The organism is Caminibacter pacificus (genome assembly GCF_003752135.1).
Taxonomy (GTDB): Bacteria; Campylobacterota; Campylobacteria; order Campylobacterales; family Nautiliaceae; genus Caminibacter; species Caminibacter pacificus.
The window spans coordinates 663,056-681,806 of record NZ_RJVK01000001.1; the positions used below are offsets into that span (position 1 = coordinate 663,056).

The 18,751-nt window shown below is 33.8% G+C and carries 20 protein-coding genes; 2 read left to right on the forward strand and 18 right to left on the reverse strand.

Annotated elements, in window-relative coordinates; all coding sequences use genetic code 11:
- Positions 1-41: 41 nt before the first annotated feature.
- Positions 42-809 carry a CorA family divalent cation transporter gene (locus EDC58_RS03450; protein ID WP_123352103.1) on the reverse strand — a complete coding sequence of 256 codons (768 nt, stop codon included), beginning with the start codon at positions 807-809 and terminating at the stop codon, positions 42-44.
- Positions 806-2,506, reverse strand: a complete 1,701-nt coding sequence (gene asnB, locus EDC58_RS03455) for an asparagine synthase (glutamine-hydrolyzing) (protein WP_123352104.1) — start codon at positions 2,504-2,506, stop codon at positions 806-808. The genes EDC58_RS03450 and asnB overlap by 4 nt, the downstream gene beginning before the upstream one ends.
- Positions 2,507-2,546: 40 nt before the next feature.
- On the opposite strand from asnB, the gene EDC58_RS03460 reads away from it, so the two are divergent.
- Positions 2,547-3,332 carry a hypothetical protein gene (locus EDC58_RS03460; protein WP_123352105.1) on the forward strand — a complete coding sequence of 262 codons (786 nt, stop codon included), beginning with the start codon at positions 2,547-2,549 and terminating at the stop codon, positions 3,330-3,332.
- Here EDC58_RS03460 and EDC58_RS03465 read toward each other — a convergent pair.
- From EDC58_RS03465 to EDC58_RS03525, 12 genes are all read right to left on the reverse strand, one after another.
- Positions 3,329-4,399 carry a hypothetical protein gene (locus EDC58_RS03465; RefSeq protein ID WP_123352106.1) on the reverse strand — a complete coding sequence of 357 codons (1,071 nt, stop codon included), beginning with the start codon at positions 4,397-4,399 and terminating at the stop codon, positions 3,329-3,331. The two genes, EDC58_RS03460 and EDC58_RS03465, sit on opposite strands and share 4 nt — an antisense overlap.
- A 394-nt stretch (positions 4,400-4,793) precedes the next feature.
- Positions 4,794-5,300 carry a hypothetical protein gene (locus tag EDC58_RS03475; protein WP_123352108.1) on the reverse strand — a complete coding sequence of 169 codons (507 nt, stop codon included), beginning with the start codon at positions 5,298-5,300 and terminating at the stop codon, positions 4,794-4,796.
- Positions 5,297-6,202, reverse strand: coding sequence for a radical SAM protein (locus tag EDC58_RS03480; RefSeq protein ID WP_123352109.1), 906 nt, complete (start codon positions 6,200-6,202; stop codon positions 5,297-5,299). Before EDC58_RS03480 ends, EDC58_RS03475 begins: the two co-directional genes overlap by 4 nt.
- A gap of 14 nt (positions 6,203-6,216) precedes the next feature.
- Complete coding sequence (locus EDC58_RS03485; RefSeq protein ID WP_123352110.1) at positions 6,217-6,798, reverse strand: YqhA family protein; 582 nt, start codon at positions 6,796-6,798, stop codon at positions 6,217-6,219.
- Complete coding sequence (locus EDC58_RS03490; RefSeq protein WP_211325217.1) at positions 6,798-7,826, reverse strand: aspartate-semialdehyde dehydrogenase; 1,029 nt, start codon at positions 7,824-7,826, stop codon at positions 6,798-6,800. The genes EDC58_RS03485 and EDC58_RS03490 overlap by 1 nt, the downstream gene beginning before the upstream one ends.
- A 10-nt stretch (positions 7,827-7,836) precedes the next feature.
- A complete protein-coding gene (locus EDC58_RS03495; protein WP_123352112.1) occupies positions 7,837-8,952 on the reverse strand; it encodes a sigma-54-dependent transcriptional regulator in 1,116 nt (371 codons plus the stop codon).
- Positions 8,949-9,320, reverse strand: coding sequence for a hypothetical protein (locus tag EDC58_RS03500; protein ID WP_123352113.1), 372 nt, complete (start codon positions 9,318-9,320; stop codon positions 8,949-8,951). Before EDC58_RS03500 ends, EDC58_RS03495 begins: the two co-directional genes overlap by 4 nt.
- Entirely contained in the window at positions 9,283-9,882 is a 600-nt protein-coding gene (locus EDC58_RS03505; protein WP_123352114.1) for an LPP20 family lipoprotein, read from the reverse strand. Before EDC58_RS03505 ends, EDC58_RS03500 begins: the two co-directional genes overlap by 38 nt.
- A gap of 43 nt (positions 9,883-9,925) precedes the next feature.
- Complete coding sequence (gyrA, locus tag EDC58_RS03510) at positions 9,926-12,379, reverse strand: DNA gyrase subunit A (protein ID WP_123352115.1); 2,454 nt, start codon at positions 12,377-12,379, stop codon at positions 9,926-9,928.
- Positions 12,380-12,423: 44 nt separating this feature from the next.
- Positions 12,424-12,990 carry a ComF family protein gene (locus EDC58_RS03515; protein ID WP_123352116.1) on the reverse strand — a complete coding sequence of 189 codons (567 nt, stop codon included), beginning with the start codon at positions 12,988-12,990 and terminating at the stop codon, positions 12,424-12,426.
- Positions 12,974-13,192, reverse strand: a complete 219-nt coding sequence (locus tag EDC58_RS03520; RefSeq protein ID WP_123352117.1) for a hypothetical protein — start codon at positions 13,190-13,192, stop codon at positions 12,974-12,976. The genes EDC58_RS03515 and EDC58_RS03520 overlap by 17 nt, the downstream gene beginning before the upstream one ends.
- On the reverse strand, positions 13,192-13,728 hold the full coding sequence (locus EDC58_RS03525; RefSeq protein WP_123352118.1) for a DUF3293 domain-containing protein: 537 nt from the start codon (positions 13,726-13,728) through the stop codon (positions 13,192-13,194). Before EDC58_RS03525 ends, EDC58_RS03520 begins: the two co-directional genes overlap by 1 nt.
- A gap of 42 nt (positions 13,729-13,770) precedes the next feature.
- On the opposite strand from EDC58_RS03525, the gene EDC58_RS03530 reads away from it, so the two are divergent.
- The gene (locus EDC58_RS03530; RefSeq protein ID WP_123352119.1) at positions 13,771-14,217 is read left to right on the forward strand and encodes a hypothetical protein; all 447 of its coding nucleotides are present in this window, start codon (positions 13,771-13,773) and stop codon (positions 14,215-14,217) included.
- Here EDC58_RS03530 and EDC58_RS03535 read toward each other — a convergent pair.
- From EDC58_RS03535 to EDC58_RS10380, 4 genes are read right to left on the reverse strand one after another with little or no spacing between them, the layout of a single operon-like run.
- Complete coding sequence (locus EDC58_RS03535; RefSeq protein WP_123352120.1) at positions 14,207-15,706, reverse strand: lytic transglycosylase domain-containing protein; 1,500 nt, start codon at positions 15,704-15,706, stop codon at positions 14,207-14,209. The genes EDC58_RS03530 and EDC58_RS03535 overlap by 11 nt on opposite strands.
- Positions 15,706-15,984: a YggT family protein gene (locus EDC58_RS03540; protein ID WP_123352121.1), complete on the reverse strand. Its 279-nt coding sequence runs from the start codon at positions 15,982-15,984 to the stop codon at positions 15,706-15,708. The genes EDC58_RS03535 and EDC58_RS03540 overlap by 1 nt, the downstream gene beginning before the upstream one ends.
- Positions 15,985-15,993: 9 nt before the next feature.
- On the reverse strand, positions 15,994-17,295 hold the full coding sequence (gltX, locus tag EDC58_RS03545; RefSeq protein WP_123352122.1) for a glutamate--tRNA ligase: 1,302 nt from the start codon (positions 17,293-17,295) through the stop codon (positions 15,994-15,996).
- A gap of 8 nt (positions 17,296-17,303) precedes the next feature.
- Complete coding sequence (locus tag EDC58_RS10380) at positions 17,304-18,749, reverse strand: methyl-accepting chemotaxis protein (RefSeq protein ID WP_123352123.1); 1,446 nt, start codon at positions 18,747-18,749, stop codon at positions 17,304-17,306.
- Positions 18,750-18,751 lie beyond the last annotated feature (2 nt).

Genomic DNA, 18,751 nt, shown 5'->3' on the forward strand with positions numbered 1-18,751 from the left:
TTTATTAAATTATATAAAAAATTAGAAAAAAGCTAAAAACATTACCCCCTCATCATTTTCCAAAGAATCCAAACTATAGGTACTTCAAGTATAAATGCGATAATAACAGCTTTTATCGTTCCGTAAGGATCGTCTGTCAGAGGCAAGCCGCCCGTATTCATACCGAAAAATCCGGTAATAAGTGTCAGTGGTAGGAAAATACCCGAAAGAAGTGTCAGTACGAACATAATCTTATTCATTTTTTCATCTTGTTTAGCTCTGAAAAACTCATACAAATAATCAAGCTTTTCAACTGCGTTTTTGGCAAATCTAAGCGCTCTTTCGAAGTGTTCTTTTAAGTCTTTAAATGCAAAATTATCCACTTCACTTTTATAATATTTTAAAAATCTCTCAAAAGCGATAAGCGCATGCCCCATAAGTCTTTCTATCAAAACCAAATCTTTTTTAAATTTAAGCCATTCGTTCGCAAACGATTTATCGATTCTGTTTTCGTAAAGGTCGTCTTCCATTTTCGCGATTTGCATATGAAGTTTATTTATTTTCGCAAGGATTTTATCAACCCTAACATCCAAAAAATTATGCAAATCCATAAAATCTCCAAGCAAATCGAAATCATCTTTTTTTCTATCGAAAATATAAACTTTATCGTCTTTTATCAAAAACGCATAGTTTGCAACGTCCACTTTGTCATTTTTTATAAATGGTAACCTCAAAATCAAAATAGTATAATCTTTTGCTATTTCAAAATCGCTCGGGTGTTCGCTGTTTTCGATATCGTCAAGTAAATATTTATTAATCTCAAATCTCACAAAAACTCCTTTTCATACCAACGGCTAAACAAATACAAACTCCAAATATGCTGTTTGTAACGTTTATGTCCCGTTTTTATAATCTCTTTTAAATATTCTTCGTTAAAAATTTTATTTTTTCTGTTTATATCTATGATTCTTTTAAGCTCTTTTTCTTCTTTCAGCCACTCGTAAAACGGAACGGCAAAGCCTTTTTTTCTACGATAGACAATCTCTTTTGGAAGATATTTTTGAGATATTTCTTTTACAATCCACTTTTTAGAGCCTCTAACATCTTCTGGCAAAGTAAAAACGAAGTTTACCAAATCTCTATCCAAAAACGGACTTCTCGCTTCTATAGTATTTGACATAAACATTTTATCAAGTTTCATCAAAAGCACTTCACCAAGCCATACTTTCATATCGAAATAAGTAAAATAAAAACTACCCCAATTTTTGTAAAATCTCTCGTAATCGACTTCAAAAGCGTTTTTTCTAAGTGCTTTATTTATTTGTCTTTGGAAAAACGTTTCGTTGATACCTCTAAATACCACCTCATCGGCAAAAAATCTCCTAAAAACCTCCCACTCTTTTATATCTTCGGGATATCTTTCAAGGTATTTTTTAAGCCACTTTTTATTCGGTAAAAAGGCATTAAAAAATCCTAAAAATTCCTCATACCTCCTATACCCCAAAAACAACTCGTCACTTCCCTCTCCGCTAAAAACAACTTTCAAAGGTATGCTTTTAGCCAAATGAAAAGCAGCAAAAAAGCTGCTATCGGCAATCGGCTCGTCCATATGAAAAAGTACGTTTTCGAAATTATCGAAAAAATCTTTTTTTCTAAGCGTTACATCGAAGTTTTTTATTCCCAAATAATCCGCAACTTTTTTAGCATATTTTCTTTCGTCGTAATTTTCAAATCCCTCATACCCCACGCTAAAAGTATCGATTTTCCTATATTTACTCGCAAGTGCGACAATCAGACTGCTATCGACCCCTCCGCTTAAAAGAGACCCTATTTCGACATCTCCCATAAACCTCTTTTCAATACTTCCGATCAATAACCTCTCGACTTCAGCAGATACGTTTTCTTTTGTGATACTTTTATTTTCCACTCTTTCAAAATCAAACCACCTTTTTATCTCTCCGTCATAATAACATCCGGCAGGAAGTTTAAATATACCTTTATAAATCGTTTTTGGAGCGATTGAAGAGTTAAAAGCCAAATATTCGCTCAACGCCTCAAAATCCAACTCTTTTGAAACAAAAGGCAAAATTGCTTTTATCTCACTTGCAAATATTCCGTTTTTCGTAAAATATAGAGGTTTTTTGCCGAATTCGTCTCTAAAAAGATAAAGTTTTTTATCAAAAACGGCAATTGCAAACATTCCTTCAAGTTCTTTTATAAAATCAACTCCTCTAATCTCCCAAAGTTTTGCAATAACTTCTATTTCGCTATTAACGTTTAAGTCGTATTTTTTTATTAAATTTTTATAATTATAAATCTCTCCGTTAAATACGAAAACTTTATCTCCCGTTTTTAAAGGCTGGAGATTTTTATCGATATTTTCGATAGCCAAACGATTAAATCCGAAAACTCCCTCTTTAAATTCCAAAATTTTTTGATACTTTTTTCCTCTGTGAAGCATTAAATCGAGGGATTTTTTTACTTCGGAGAGTTCATATTTTCCTATTATTCCGAAAATCGCACACAAAACAGACCTTTTTTGATAGAATTTTACAAAAAGGATATAAATGAGAGAAGTTTTTAAGTACACATTTACAACAATTGCGGAGTGGAAAAAACTTCTGCTTGTAATTTTAACCGTCTCGATTCTAACCGTTATCGAAGCTTTTCCGGTAATCAGCATTGTAGCGTTTTTGTTTGAAAAGCTAATTTATCTGAGTATCGGAGCATTTTTAATTTTTTTAGTCACTCGCTCAAAAGATATCGAAAGCTATTTTGACAACCTAAAAAGAAACTCTTTTTCTACGTTTTTATTTCATTTCATTCCAACTGCCAGCGGTATTTTGGTCGCTCTTTTGATTATTTTGACGTTTTGGATTATGTTTTTCGTTCTTATTTTACAATTCACTAACACAATGTATATTATCGCCGATCCTCATCAAATAATCGTTTCAGTAGAAAATTCTCCGGTTTTAACACAAATACTTTTAGGATTTTATTCTATCTATTTGATGTTTTATTCTTATGTATTCTTAGGAAAATTCGGAGAAGCTCTATCTCAAGAAACATTTAGAGGAGCGTTTTTGAGTATGATATCTTCTTTAATTGATTTCAAATATTGGATAAATACGTTTAATCTAAAATATTTCGTAATCTATTTGGTTTGGAGTATCATCATTTCGGTTATTTACACGCTTATCGGTTTTACTTATCTTTTTGTAATTTTCCCGGCAATTGTTAACAATCCGAATTTAGGGCTTATCATTATTCCTATTTTAGTGGGAATTACTACGATTCTTACTTACTATACGTTTTTCAGTGCTTATTTTGCACACCTAAGCACCGAGGCTTAGGCGATATCCATCGCTGAGCTCGGTTTTTCTTCTACTATTCTTACATTTTGTGCGATTTGAGGAATCGGTACCACTTTTGTTTTAGTTACCACTCTTTGTGGCAAGTGAATTTCATGACCTCTTACGTGGATTGTTGTCGGTCTTATTGTCATTTTATATGTAATTTTTACGCCGTATACTTTATTTCCAAATCTGTTTTTAAATTCGCCAGGCCCTTCCACTCTCAAATCAAACGCATCGGCAGGGAAATATAATCTTTTTGCATACTCTCTTTTTTTACCAGGATGATAGTATACAAGCCACAATACTTTAGCGCCGCCTTTATATCTGAGCTCTGTCGGAACGTATGTACTTGCTTTTTCTTCTTCTTCAAGGAGTTTAGCCAAATAATCCTCAGCCGTAGTTTCGAAATCTTGGTCGCTGATTGATTCGTAAAATCTATCCCATCCGTTTACTTCCGCTACGATATTCGCAAGTTCCACACTTCTTTCTTTTTCGGCATTTATAAGTTTATCGATAGCTGCTAAAACTCCTTCGTCAAAATGTTCTTCGAAACTCTCAAGATAAGGCAATGTAGATAAAATATCGACAGCTTTTTTTAATTTATCCAAACATTCGACATTTTCGCATAAAACCATACCTTTTCTAATATCACAGAATTCTTTTCTAAGCTCTTCTAAAATATCTACGCCGAGTTTCAAGCTAAATAGTGAATTAGTAAGTTCTTCGACGATTTTTTCAGGAATTTTTTTGAGTTCGTCTTCGATATTGATTTCGCTTTTCCAAGGTTCATAGCTTCTATCGAAGTTTTTATATTTTGCTACGTAGTTTGCAGTTTTTACAGTTACTCTGTTTTCTTCCAAAGCTACATTTCTTAATTCTTCTATTTTATCACCGAATTTTTTTTGCCAAAAAGGAGAATAAGTGAGAGTACATAAATAATCACTTCTTTTTTTAAGGTCGGTAAGTTCCGCCGCTTCTTTTACGTTTAACATTTCGTCTCTAATAATACAATTAATTCTTCTGATATCCTCTACTGATTCCACTCTTCCGTAGATTCTTGCCATCATCCCCTCCTTAAAAACTTTTGATTTAATTTTCTTTTAATTATTATATAACAAAAGTTGAGGGGATGTCAATAAACAAACCTAAATTATCTATACAAATTAGAAACACACTCAGGACAAAGTTTTTCACCTTTATTCGCTAAAATAGCACACTCTTCTCTTGCTTCTTTAGCATTCATACAATCTATTACGCAATAATGGTCACTAGAAAGTATGTATTCTTTACAAATTGAAGTCGTATCTACAAAATAACATTTCTTCGTAAGCAAATTTAATTTACAAATAAAAATATGATATACCTCTGACTCCGAATTTCTACATATACAATAAAATACTTTTCCCATGTTTTACCTTTAACAACTACTAAAAATTTATCGGTTAAGAGAAAAAGAGGTTATTGTCGAGATTTATATTTTCTTGAGGTTATAAAAAGATATACCAAGCTTACAGCAGGTACGACACTAACTCCGAATAAAAAGCTCATAGTATCAAATATCCCTACATTTTTCAACCATAAAAATCCGGCTATTAGGGCAACATAACCTAAAATTCTTATAAGATTAAACCCGCCTTTAAATGAAAACAAAAGCGCTTCGTACCATTTTAACTTTTTTTTCTTATATTTTTCAAGCTCTTTTTCTTTAATTTCATCTTCTTCATCATACAAATCAAACTGATCGTCATATTTTTTGAGTATGTCTTCTCCGACGTTTCCGTTTTCTATTTGGCGTCTTACCATATTAGAATACCCGATAAAACTACCAAGAACGATTAATGAAGTGGCAAAAAAAGCTATTTGCGTATTATATAGCCATATTTGATTATCTTCCAAATAACAAAACACCACTATTCCCACATCCACAGATATTAAAACTCTTATTAAATTAAGAAGTTCCCTCATACGTACGCCTTATAAAATTTTATTCCCCCAACCCACACTTCTTCAATCAAATTCTCTTTTAATAAATCGTTAAATATTCTTTGAGTATGCTCGTCAAAAATATTTTTTACGTCACTCTCGCTAAAAGGTCTTTTTTTTAGAGTCGTTAAAAGCTCTTCTTTTGTCAAATTTTCAATTTTAAAATCCAATTTTTCTCTTGTCGGAATAAAAATATTTTGATTTTCTATATATTTCGACAGCTCAAACAATCTATCGGTACTCACACCCTCCACATTATAAGCCGGAGGTCTGTCTATTGTAGAAATATCCACTCTATCCGGATTGATATCTTTTAATACGTCGTTTAATTTTTTAAACTCGTCCTCTTTGTCGTTAATACCTTTGACAACCAAAATCTCGATAATAAGCTCTTTATCGTAAATTTTTCTAAAATTTTTTATTCCTTCGATTATATCTTCGATTTTTATACTTTTGTGAGGTCTGTCTATTTTTTTAAAAATAGACGGTGTGACCGCATCAAGAGAAAGTTTTACGATATCAAGTTTTTTAAGAGCTTCTTGTATCTCTTTTTTATTTATCGTCGATGAATTACTCAAAATAAGCGTTTTAAATTGTTTGATTTTATCTATCTCATCGATAAGCTCGCTTAAATATGGATACAAAGTCGGCTCGCCGTTGCTCGTAATTGTTAAAAAATCAAAATCATACCTCTTTACAGCTTTTTTAATATCCTCCATTATCTCTTCAACTTCTGGCGGATTATCATAAAAATCGACAAGTTTTTCAGGCTCAAGCTCACAATAAATACAATCGAAATTGCATCTTTTTTTGTCAGGAGAGAGGTCGACTCCCAGACTCATACCAAAGCGTCTGGAAGCAACGGGGCCGAAAATATATTTCATCCGTATCCTTTAAATTAATGTTCGCCTTTATGCATAAAATAAAGAGCAAGCGCAAGCGCTAAAATACTTCCCGCAAGATAAAGCATCGATAACGGAGTATTGAAATCCATATGAATAACTTTTTTAAAGAAACTAACGATCAATACCATTACAACGACTTTTCCGAGTTTGTCTTTTAACTCGTCAAGACTGTGAATTGCAAGGATTTTCGCTCCGATTTCGCTATTTTCCGCATCATCGATTTCACTAATAAACAGCTCGTAAATACCGAATGAAAAGATTAAAAGCACAACGGCTATCAAATATAAATCCACAGCCCCGATAATTCCGCCTATCAACTCTTCGTGGAAGTTTTCAGGGTGATAATGCATAAAGAAATATTTATACGTGATAACAGCCATATGCCAAACATCCGCACTTGCAATCAAAAACAAAGAAACCGCACCTATCATTCCGAAAATAACCGCAAGAATCGCGATTAATCTACTCTTCCACAAACTCGCTTCAAAAATAGCTTCGATAATTCCTCTTTTGTGGTCGTGATTTTTTAATAAAAACCCTTCGTTTCTCTCATGATTATTACTTGTATGTTCCATTATTTCCCCTCCATTTCAATCCATTTTTCAGCAATTCTAACAGCATTTGTCGCAGCACCGACTCTGATTTGATCGGCAACGTTAAAGAAATGCAACACTTTAGGGTCATACAAATCTTTTCTGATTCTACCGACATAAACATAATCCGTATCCGTTGCGATTATCGGCATAGGATATTCGTTTTTTTCAGGATTGTCGATAACTTTTACATCTTCGAAATTCGCTAACACTTCTCTTGCTCTATCGACATCAACATCTTTTTCACAATAAATCGTAATAGCTTCGCTGTGACTTCTAAGTACGGGTACTCTCACACATGTCGGAGCCACTTGAATATCGGCGTGCATAATTTTTTTGGTTTCGTTTACCATTTTAAGCTCTTCTTTAGTCCAGCCTCCGTCCATAAATTTATCGATATGCGGAATTACGTTAAGAGCGATTTGGTGTTGGAAAACTTCTCTTTCTTCCACTTTTTTATCAAGTTTGAAATTAAATAGAGCTCTCATTTGCTCAAAAAGCTCTTCCATACCTTTTTTACCCGCACCGCTTACCGCTTGATAAGTCGCAACATCCACTCTTTTAATTCCGAACTCTTTATGAAGCGGAGCAAGTGAGATTACCATTTGAATTGTTGAACAATTCGGATTTGCAATAATCCCTTTTTTATTCCATAGCGCAATATCTTCCGGATTCACTTCAGGTACCACCAAAGGTACGTCCGGGTCCATTCTGAAATAGCTAGTATTATCAATAACAACGGCACCGGCTTCAGCCGCACAAGGAGCAAATTTCGCACTAACGCTTCCGCCCGCACTGAAAAATGCGATATCGATTTCTTCTTCTTTAAAGACATCGCAAGTTAGCTCTTTTACTTTTAAAACCTCGCCTTTAAATTCAACTTCTCTTCCCACACTTCTTGCGCTTGCAAGAGGCACTAATTTTTTAACCGGAAAATTTCTCTCTTCCAAAATTCTTAACAGCTCTTCACCTACAGCTCCGGTAGCACCGGCAATAGCTACGTTATACATTCGCACTCCTTTAAATATATAAATCCTCTTTTTTTATCAAGTTTCCTTCGCTCAAAATCGCAGCCCTCTCTACAACGTTTATTAATTCTCTGATATTTCCGGGCCAATCGTATTCAAGCAATCTCTCAATAGCTTCATCGCTAAATTTCTTATCTTCCAAAGAGTACTCTTTTATAGTTTTTTTGAGTATCTCTTTTGCAATTGGAATTATATCGTCTTTTCTCTCTCTTAGTGGAGGAATTTTAATCGGTATAGTATTTAATCTATAATACAAATCCTCTCTGAATTTGTTTTCTTTGATTAACTTATCGATATCTTGATTGGTCGCACTTATTATTCTTACGTTTAATTTCTTCGGCTTAGTAGCTCCTAAAGGATAAAATTCCCTCTCTTGCAACACCCTCAAAAGTTTAGCTTGCAAATTATAAGGCATTTCGGCAATCTCATCCAAAAACAAAGTTCCATCTTCCGCTAATTCGAAAAGTCCTTTTTTATCACTCGTCGCATCGGTAAAAGCCCCTTTAACATACCCGAAAAGCTCGCTTTCAATCAAGTTTTCGGGAATCGCGCTCATATTTATCGCAATAAACTTTCCTTTTTTCCCGCTGTTTTCATGAATAAACTTTGCAAATTCCTCTTTCCCCACTCCGCTTTCACCAAGAAGCATAACGTTTGCATTTGTCGGAGCCACTTTTTTCGCCATTTCAAGAACTTTTTTAGTATTTTCGTCATTTGCGACGAATTTGTGTTTTACGTTTTTATTTTTCGTTTTCGTTTTTTCCTTAACAATAACGTTTCTTTTAATAGCTCCCAGCAAATCTTCTATTTCAAAAGGTTTCGTCAAAAAGTCCTTAACCCCAAGCCTCAAAGCTTCAATAGCTCTATTTAAAGTGGCATTTCCCGTAATCATAATCACTTCGTATTTTCCGTTTAACTCTTTAACAAAATCGATACCGTCCATTTTAGGCATAGTTATATCCGTAATTACCAAATCGACACTCTCATCGAGTTTTTTCAAAGCATCTACGGCGTTTCTAAATTCAATTACGTCATATCCTTCGCTTTTTAGTGCAAGAGATAACGATTTTCTCATATTTATATCGTCTTCGACAATAGCTATTTTCACTCCTCTTCCTTTATATAAAAATATACTTCATCACCTTTTATAATAATATCAAATCTTTGAGGCAAAAAGACGAGTTTGGTTTTCATCTTGATTTTTGAAGAAAAATCGTCACTACCGGAAATTACTATCTCTTTTTTTAAAAGTTTTGAAATTATTTCATCTTTATATCGCAAACAGGTAGATTTGATATCTTTATGTAAAGGAAGAATCAAAAAAAGTTTTTTTGAAGAATCGGTATTAAAAAGAGCTTCGGAGCAGTTGAAATGCTCCGCTCTTAATTGCCCGTTTTTCGAGACGAAATCAAAAGAGATATAATAATCTCTTGCAAAACTAGATACTGCTAAGAGAATAAGGAGGATTCTCTTCAAGGTATTTATTCCATTCTTTAACATTTACTTTCAAACTCATAACAACCTTATACATTCCATTGTTATAAGATTCCTCTTCTATATTAGCACCTCTTATCACGCCTTGGATATATGCTCTAAGAGATTCGTTTTGCAACATCATATTTTTAAGAGTCTCACGTCCGTTGATTTTGATTCCGTACAATTTTTCGGCAAGAGCCTTATACGCTTCCAAAATCGCGGCTCTTCTTGCCATCGCCATAGCTTGCGCCGTAGATTCCATGCCTTCTGCCGGTGCCACACCTACACCCACCGCTTCTACTCTTAAGACACAATTTTTTTGAAGTCCGGGAATATTGGTAATAACACACGCCCCGGAAAGTTTCTTTTCAACTTTTGGAGTTTGAGGTTTTTGTGGTAATTCGTACTGAGGAATCACCTGATTATTTACCGCTTGATAATTTATAGGATTAGGTTTTGTATCGTTGCAGCTATTACATTGGCTTTGAGGCTGCATACAACAACACCCCGCAAGTAACATAGTCCCGCTTAGCATCCCTGCTATTTTATAGATTTTATTCATTCCAACTCCTTTTTCTTTTATATCGGAAAAAGGAGAGGAAAACTTAATCGTTTTCTAAAGGAAGCTCCGATTCTTCAAGAGATTTTTCAGAAGGAGTTTTTGCGACGCTTACAACTTTATCGTCACTATCAAGTTTTACTATTCTGACACCTTGAGTGTTTTTACCAGTTTTGCTGATACTCTCAATCGCAGTTCTTATCATCTTTCCTTTGCTTGTCAAAAGCATTAAATCATGATCTTTTTCAGTAGCCACAACACCTACCAAATCACCCGTTTTATTGGTAAGTTTCATAGCTATTACACCTTTACCGCCTCTATTGGTGAGACGATATGCGTTAGCTTCGGTTCTTTTCCCGAAACCTTTTTCGCTAACAGTTAATATTTCTTGATTTTCATCTCTTAAACTCAACGCTCCTACAACCTCGTCACCTTCTATCTTAAACGTAATACCTCTAACACCTCTTGCACTTCTTCCCATCTCTCTTACGGTATCCACAGGAAATCTTATCGCCATACCTTTTTTTGTTACGATAAAGAGCTCTTTATCTTCAGGTTTTACGATTTTAGCCGTTACGAGTTCGTCGTTTTCATCGATAGTAATAGCTCTAACTCCCGTACTTCTTATATTTTTAAATTCACTTAAATTCGTTCTTTTTACAACTCCGTTTTTAGTGAAAAACGCTAAAGATTTGTTTTCATCAAAATCACTCGTTTTAATAATTGTTTGGATTTTTTCATCTTTATCAAGATTAATAAGATTCACAATCGCTTTACCCTTGCTCGTTCTGCTACCTTCAGGAATTTTATAAACTTTTAGCCAATGAAGCTGACCTTTATCCGTAATAATCATAAGCGTATCGTGAGCTTTTGCAATATAAAAATCTTCGATAAAGTCGTCTTCATACGTAGTAAGGGCTTTTTTACCTTTTCCGCCTCTATTTTGTCTTTCGTAAGTTTTGAGAGGCACTCTTTTTACATACCCTCTGTGAGTAATTGTTACGACCATATCTTCATTCGGAATCAAATCTTCGATATCTATCGCGTCATAGTCGTCTTCTATTTCAGTGAGTCTATCAGAATGATATTTGTTTTTAATTTCGATAAACTCTTCTTTAATTACGCCGTTTAGTACGCTCTCTTCTTTTAAAATTGACGTCAAATATGCAATTTTTTCCATTAATTCGTCATACTCTTTTTGAAGTTTTTCAGTTTCGAGTGAAGTCAAGCGGCTTAGTTTCATATCAAGAATAGCTTGAGCTTGCACTTCAGATAGCGAGAATCTATCCATTAGTTTTGCTTTTGCTTCTTTAGCATCGGCCGATTTTTTAATAATCTCTACAACCTCATCAATATTCGCAAGAGCGATTAACAACCCTTCTAAAATATGAGCTCTTCTTTTAGCCTCTTCAAGTTCGTAAATCGTTCTTCTGATAACTACGGTTTTTCTGAATTTGATAAACGTATTTAAAATCTCCATTAAATTGAAAAGTTTAGGCTCTTTGTCGATAATCGCAAGCATATTGATACCGAAACTTACTTGCATTTGAGTGTGTTTGTATAGGTTATTGAGTACTATTTCGCTCATCGCATCTTTTTTCAGCTCTATTACAACCCTGATACCTTCTCTATCACTCTCGTCTCTAATTTCGCTGATACCTTCAACAATTTTATCTTTAACAAGGTCGCTTATTTTTTCGATAAGCTTCGCTTTATTAACTTGATAAGGAAGCTCGTCTATTACGATAATTTCTCTGTTTCCTCTATGTTCGATATGGTGTTTTGCTCTTATTTTTATACTTCCTCTTCCGGTTTTATAAGCTTCGATTATTCCGCTTCTTCCGAAAATTATACCGCCTGTCGGAAAATCAGGACCTTTTACGAATTGCAAAATATCATCAAGAGTCGCTTCTTTGTTGTCAATCATATAAATCAACGCATCAAGTAGCTCCGTTAAGTTGTGCGGAGGAATGTTTGTCGCCATCCCTACGGCAATACCACTACTTCCGTTTACAAGAAGATTCGGAAATCTCGCTGGTAGTACGACCGGCTCTTTTTCAGTCCCGTCGTAGTTCGGTACGAAATCGACCGTATCTTTATCGATATCTTTTAAAAGTTCTTCGGCTATTTTTGTAAGTCTGGCTTCCGTATATCTCATCGCCGCCGCGTTGTCGCCGTCGATACTACCGAAGTTTCCTTGCCCGTCGATTAGCGGCATTCTCATTGAAAAATCCTGCGCCATTCTGACAAGCGCTTCATAAACCGCACTATCTCCGTGAGGGTGATATTTACCTATAACATCCCCGACGATTCTCGCACTCTTTTTATAAGCGCTGCTTGAAGTGATACCCATTTTATACATAGCATATAAAATTCTTCTGTGAACGGGTTTTAGTCCGTCTCTTACATCGGGAAGCGCTCTTCCCACAATTACACTCATTGAATATTCAAGATAACTTTTCGCTAACGTCTCTTCAATCTTAACCGGAATAACTTGCATTAATATCCTTTTTTTTGGAAGTTTTTAAGGTAGATTATACCAAATTAAGCTTTCAAATTCGACAAAACCAAACTAAAAGCCACATCCACCCCGTTTTTACTTAAAATCTCTTTTGCTTCGTTTATCGTCATACCGGTAGTTACAACGTCATCGACCAAAACTACGCTTATGTTTTGTTTGCCTTTATATATAAAGTCTCTTGGGTTTTTGAGTCTGAATTCCAAGCTTTTACCGGCATATTTTACTTCGTTTTTTGCGTGTAGTGTTGAAAAAAGCGGTTTAAAGGCGGGTTTTAAGGCATTTGCTAAAATAGCGGTGTGAGAGAAACCTTTTTCGATTTTATCATCGATAGGAATTGCAAAAAAATTTCTTTTTAACTCGAACTTTTTGGCAAAAACATTAAACGAATTCTTTGCAAGGATTTTATAAACGAAACTTCCGAATTTATGATACTTGTATTTTATAAAATCCTCAATAGCATAATAATCGTAAAAACTGACTATTCCGTCTTCTTCATAAAAAGAGGAAGTAAGGAATTTTTTTTGACAATTTTTACATATGATTTCAAAAGAAAAATCCCCGCATTTTATACAACTAAAAATCTCCCTCATCCTTCGGTTTATATTTAAAAAGCAGATATAAAGCAATAGCGCTACCTACCGCAAAAATACCGGTGCCACTCCAAAAAAGCCCGTTATTTCCCGCAGCACTTCCGCCCATTATCATCCCAACTCCGAAAAACATCAAAAGCGCGGCCGTTACTCCGGCTTTTTCGGCAGGCGTTAATTTTCTGTCTTTATAATCTTCGCTCATTACGCTCCTTTAAAATGAACTTCGTAATTATATTTTAAAATATCCTCTTTCGTTTCACATTTTGTAATAGTAATTTCACTTCCGCTGTTATAAAAAATAGAATCTTGGTCGAACATATTTGCAATTCTAATAGCCTCGTCCTTATCAATATCATAAATTATAAAAGACTCTTCTTTATAATCGAAAAGCTCGCCGATACTTGTCATATATTCATATCCGAGCGTCTTAATTACACCCTCAAGCTCGGTATTTTTTATAAAATTCAAAAAATCGTTAAGAATCAAATTTTTCGGATTATGAGCCGTAATTATTGCAAAAGGCCTTTGTAATACGCTTTTTTTGCTCGGAATAAATTGAAAGCTTATCCACTCTCTACCCCAAGGATTATTTATCAAAAATTTCGTATATCTTAGATAGTCTTTGTATTTTTTCTTAAAATCGACAACAACCTCATCGTCAATCATCAAAGCGTCTTCCGCTTCATCATAAATACATCTGCCTTTATAATCCCCTATTCCGATTACGTTAAACTTCATCTTTTACCTTTATTTGATATAATTACTTAAAAAAGGGCTTTAATGAAAAAATTCGCATTTTTACTTTTGCCGTTTATGGTATTACTTACCGCTTGTAGTATAAAAACGGCTTTTAAACAAGACCCGCTTTACGAAAAAACCCTACGCTACACACAGCGCGGACAAATTTTAAATTCATTGGAAACAAAAGCGTTAATCGACGTCGTATATCTAAATCCATTATACCAAGATAAGTTCAAAAATCCAACATTTTTAGTAGGTGTATATAACAATTTCGACAACACATTAAACAACGACGAATTCAATTTGACTATCAACGGAGAAAAACCTTCGAAAATCTCTCAAAATATCCCTAAATTCGTACTATATAAACATTTTCCTTTTTATAACAGCTGGATGAAATATTATTTAGTAGAGACAAATACGTCGGCACCTTTTAAAATCGAATACGACTCAAAACATTGGGGAGACGTAAACTTTACTTTTTAGTCTTCCCTAAAAGCTCGTGAAGAGTTACGTTTTTTTCTCCGAAAATATAAGAATAAATCACATAATTAGCCAATACTTTTTTCCCGTATTCCCTACTTTCGTCAAAAAGTACCTTTTCCATACTTAAAAACGGCTCGTATTTACCTTTGTATTTAAATACCGGAATTACTCTTCTTTTTACAAATCCGATTCCTCCGTTATACGCATAAGCTACCATTAAAGGATTATGGAGCTTTGAAAACAGCCATTTGAGATGTTTTACTCCAAGACGTACGTTTTGATTATAATCGAACTGCCCAAAAACGTCACCTTTCATCGCTCTTACCAAAAACGGCATTATCTGCATCGTTCCAAGAGCATAACTACTGCTAACGCTTGCCGGAATAAATCTACTCTCTTGTCTTGCGATAGCATAAACGAACGCTTGAAAACTTTTGTTTTGGTCACTATACATTTTAGGTGTTATGAAATAATTGACTCTAAAATGATGAGCTTTATCAAGCACCAACGCTTTTAAAGCTTCGCTTTTTTGACTATCAAGCTCTTTTGCGAATTTATACAAATCTCTTCTTTTTCTAAACTCATCCCAAAACTTCAAAACGTCCCAAGGATCGGTTTGGATGTATTTTGGATTTTTTATCGTATCATAAACTACTTTGTGCCTTATATCAAAAGGAATGTTTTTCTCTTCGTGAGCATATAAGGTATAAAAATCGACTCTGGGGTTATTCAAAAGTTTATCTAAATATTTATCTTTTTTAGTTAGACGCCAAAGCCAAAAAAAGTGTTTGCTTTTTTTCTTCTCTACGGATTTCAAAATCTTAACAGCTCTTTTTTCATCTCCCAAACTCAAAGCGTTAATAAAAAGCCACCATTTGGTTTTGTCACAGAAACGTTTATACGGAATTTTGTTTAGAGAAATTTGAATTTTCGGCAAATCGTGCTTTACTGCACTTTTTACGAAAAGATGAAAATATTTATCGTAAAAAGGTGAAAAATCGTTTATTTCTTGGTCAATTACTTTATTTGGATAATTCAAAATAAAATAATACCCTAAGTCTCTATTTTTAAAAATTTTAGAATAGTTATGATTCAAAAAAGCCCAAACCGCTTCTTTTTCTTTTCCCTCAGGCAACTTCGAATATAGATAACTCAAATCCTCAGGAGAGAGTTTTGCCATACTGCTTAGCCAAAGCCCGTTATCTAAAATACAAGCGATATTAATATTTTTTATATCATTTATCGAAGGATTGACACATTGATACATAGGTTTGAAAAAGTCGAATTTAGAAAGAATTTTTAGGTGTTTCATTCTTTTTTTGTATAAAGCGTGATAAGCTTTAAAAGCAAGCGAGGAGCTGTTCGTCTCTTTCATAAACTCTGTTAAATAAAAGTCCCTGACATAACTTTTTGGTTTTACGAGAAGATTTGTTAGATTAACATCGTAAGCCAAAAGAAAAAGAGGGATTAAAAATAATAACTTTTTCATTAATAAAGCGACGCTATTATGTTATTTATTAAAATTTGTAAAAATTGAAGAGCCAAAATCAAAATAATAGGCGCAATATCAAATCCCCCGAACGTAGTAGGTATATAGCGTCTGATAAACGCATACACAGGCTCCGTTACCGAATATAAAAACCTAACGATAGGATTAAACGGATTCGGCTGTACCCATGTAATCAATGCAGCGATTATCACAACCCAAATGTAAATGCCAATCACCACGTTTATAAATTGTAAAATGCTTATAAGTATCGTATTCATATCTCCCCTCTATCTTGTTTTTATCACTTCTTTTAAATACGGTTTCATTGCGGAATACAAATCTTTTATCTCCGCTCCGTGTTTTTGGTTTATTAAAAGTTCTCTTAAAGGCATAAACAGATTTTTACCTTTAAGCCCCGTATTTTTCATAAGACGTTTTTTAAATTCGTCATAATTTTCTTCGAGCTCACCTTTTAAAATCTCTTCTTTTAAAATTTCTCTTTGCTCTTTAAATTCATCGTCTTCGGCCGGTTTGAATATTTTATCAAATTTTTCTTTTATCTCTTTTAGAGTATCGCTTTCGTCTCTGAAAATTTCCAAAAGTTTTTCATAAGAAGGATGAGCTCCGATAATTTTATGAAGTTCTTTTAATCTTTTCATATGTTCTTTATTTAAGAATTTTAGTTTTTCAATATCGAATTTAGCAGGTGAGCGTGAAATTTTCGTTAAATCGAAAAATTCTATCGCCTCTTCGAGTGTAAAAACTTCACGTTCAAAACTATTCCCAAGTAAAATCAAATAATTCGCTATAGCTTCAGGTAAATACCCTTCTTCCAAAAGCCATTTTACAGATGCGTGATTTTCTCTTTTTGAAAGTTTTTTACCCTCTTCATTTAAAATTATAGGCAGATGAGCATATTTGATTTCTTTATCATAACCTAAAGAATTTCTTATGTGGATTTGTTTTGGGGTATTGCTTAGATGATCTTCTCCGCGAATAACCAAAGAGATATCATAAAGCATATCGTCAATAGCACACGCAAAATTGTATGTAGGAGTATAATCTCCTCTTAAAATCACAAAACTATCGACTTCAAAAGGGGTAAATTTCATATCGCCTTTTATCAGGTCTTTAAATTCAATATCATTTTCAGGTTTTTTAATCCTAATAACAAACGGCTTTTTTTTCTTCATAAGCTCTTCTACCTGAGCTTTTGTCAGATTTTCACACTTTCCACTATATCTGTAAGGTCTTTTTTCAAGTTTGGCTTTTTCTCTTTGAAAATTAAGCTCTTCTTCATCACAAAAACAGACAAAAGCTTTTTTGTTTTCAAGAAGTCTTTTTGCCATTTGCTGATGAATATGAAAGTTTGAGGATTGATAAACGACTTGGTCGTATTTGATTCCGAAAAGATTTAAAATATCAAGAATTTCTTTATCTTTACCTTCTATATTTCTCTCTTTGTCCGTATCTTCTATTCTGATTAAAAGTTTTTCGCCTTTTTGTCTGGCGACTATGTAGTTAAATATGGCAACTCTTAGATTCCCTACGTGCATATCACCCGTAGGAGAGGGAGCGAATCTTAGCATATTTCTCCTTAAATATGGATTTTTTTACTTGCATCGAGAATTTGTTCCAATAATTTTTCTTCTTTTGCAGTTTCGACAAATTTCTCGAATTCTTCGAATAGAAGTTTAGCATATTTTTCAAGCTCTACAAGTTTATCGTAATACCAATCTTCATTTTCTCTTGTCACTCCCTCTTTTTTCACTCTAAGCAACACTTCATGTCCGATATTATGTATTTCTTCATGGTATTTTTTAAACCTACTATAATATTTTGTTTTGATAAGTATTTCTTTTATTTCTGGTACTTCAAGCCATTTTCCAAGCATACAGTTTTCGGCGTTTATATCAAGCAAGAAATCTTCGACATGTTCTCTTGTTACGGACGAATAGACGTTTGATTTGTAAATAATATGATGAAGTTTGAAAGTAATAAAAATAAGTTTTAAAGTATTAATATCCGAAATATTACTTACATCTAAAAGTTCTTTTTGCAAGATATTAAGTAGATTTTCGAAATTTTCAAGTGTTTTATAAGATTTTTCACTGATTTGCACGACTTTTGAAGTATTATCGCTGATATTCATAAATTGTTGTTGAAGAGTTTGAATCGTAATAGCTATTTCATTGGTAGCTTTTTGAGTTTTTTCGGCAAGTTCTCTTACGTTATCGGCAACTACCGCAAACCCTCTTCCGTGTTCTCCCGCTCTTGCGGCTTCGATTGCGGCATTTAGAGCCAAAAGATTCGTTTGGTCGGCAATATCTTTAATAAGCTCAACGATATCCGAAATTGAACTAATCTGACTAGCCATTTGTTCTATTTCGCTGGAAGTTTCCATTACTTTTTGACTTAATTCCTCAAAATCGTTTTTACTCTCTTGCATAATATAATATGTCTCATCTGCCTGTTTTGAAGAATTTTTAACTTTCAAAGCAATTTCTTTAAAAGAGTCGTCGATTTTATAAATGGACTCACCCACTCTTCTTAAATTTTCAGGAACTCCACCATCTATTTGGGTAAATCTTTTACCCAAATTCGCAATTAATTCAACTTTTTTGGAAATTTTAAGAGATTCGATAGCTTTTTCGAATTCATAAGCCACGTTTCTAAATTCTCCGTGAAGTCCGCTTGGGAGAATATATCTGTAATCTTTACCCTCTATAATCGCTTTAATGGTATTTTGCGATTCTCTAAGCAAATCTTCGATTTGGTCAAGCATTTCGTTAATATGCCATCCGATTTTTTCCTCTTTGGTTTTATCGTCATCCAAAATTATTCTGTGATAAATTTCTCCGTTATATGCTTTTTCAACTACATTTTGTATTTTATCAAGCGTATTTTCGTTTTTTACTTCTTTTTTTGGCCACCATACGAATACAAGAGGTAGTAATGCTCCGATTGCACCTATATACTCTCCTTTAAATACCAAATATGAGGCAACTATCACTAAAATTGCGGTTATAACTACTCTGTTCATTT

Coding starts and splice junctions, on each gene's coding strand:
- EDC58_RS03480 (WP_123352109.1), bottom strand. CDS start 6,202: ATGAAATATATTTTCGGCCCCGTTGCTTCCAGACGCTTTGGTATGAGT.
- EDC58_RS03515 (WP_123352116.1), bottom strand. CDS start 12,990: ATGAGGGAGATTTTTAGTTGTATAAAATGCGGGGATTTTTCTTTTGAA.
- EDC58_RS03465 (WP_123352106.1), bottom strand. CDS start 4,399: ATGGCAAGAATCTACGGAAGAGTGGAATCAGTAGAGGATATCAGAAGA.
- EDC58_RS03525 (WP_123352118.1), bottom strand. CDS start 13,728: ATGAAGTTTAACGTAATCGGAATAGGGGATTATAAAGGCAGATGTATT.
- EDC58_RS03520 (WP_123352117.1), bottom strand. CDS start 13,192: ATGAGCGAAGATTATAAAGACAGAAAATTAACGCCTGCCGAAAAAGCC.
- EDC58_RS03460 (WP_123352105.1), top strand. CDS start 2,547: ATGAGAGAAGTTTTTAAGTACACATTTACAACAATTGCGGAGTGGAAA.
- EDC58_RS03530 (WP_123352119.1), top strand. CDS start 13,771: ATGAAAAAATTCGCATTTTTACTTTTGCCGTTTATGGTATTACTTACC.
- gltX (WP_123352122.1), bottom strand. CDS start 17,295: ATGCTAAGATTCGCTCCCTCTCCTACGGGTGATATGCACGTAGGGAAT.
- EDC58_RS03540 (WP_123352121.1), bottom strand. CDS start 15,984: ATGAATACGATACTTATAAGCATTTTACAATTTATAAACGTGGTGATT.
- EDC58_RS03535 (WP_123352120.1), bottom strand. CDS start 15,706: ATGAAAAAGTTATTATTTTTAATCCCTCTTTTTCTTTTGGCTTACGAT.
- EDC58_RS03490 (WP_211325217.1), bottom strand. CDS start 7,826: ATGTATAACGTAGCTATTGCCGGTGCTACCGGAGCTGTAGGTGAAGAG.
- EDC58_RS10380 (WP_123352123.1), bottom strand. CDS start 18,749: ATGAACAGAGTAGTTATAACCGCAATTTTAGTGATAGTTGCCTCATAT.
- EDC58_RS03485 (WP_123352110.1), bottom strand. CDS start 6,798: ATGGAACATACAAGTAATAATCATGAGAGAAACGAAGGGTTTTTATTA.
- EDC58_RS03505 (WP_123352114.1), bottom strand. CDS start 9,882: ATGAATAAAATCTATAAAATAGCAGGGATGCTAAGCGGGACTATGTTA.
- EDC58_RS03475 (WP_123352108.1), bottom strand. CDS start 5,300: ATGAGGGAACTTCTTAATTTAATAAGAGTTTTAATATCTGTGGATGTG.
- gyrA (WP_123352115.1), bottom strand. CDS start 12,379: ATGCAAGTTATTCCGGTTAAGATTGAAGAGACGTTAGCGAAAAGTTAT.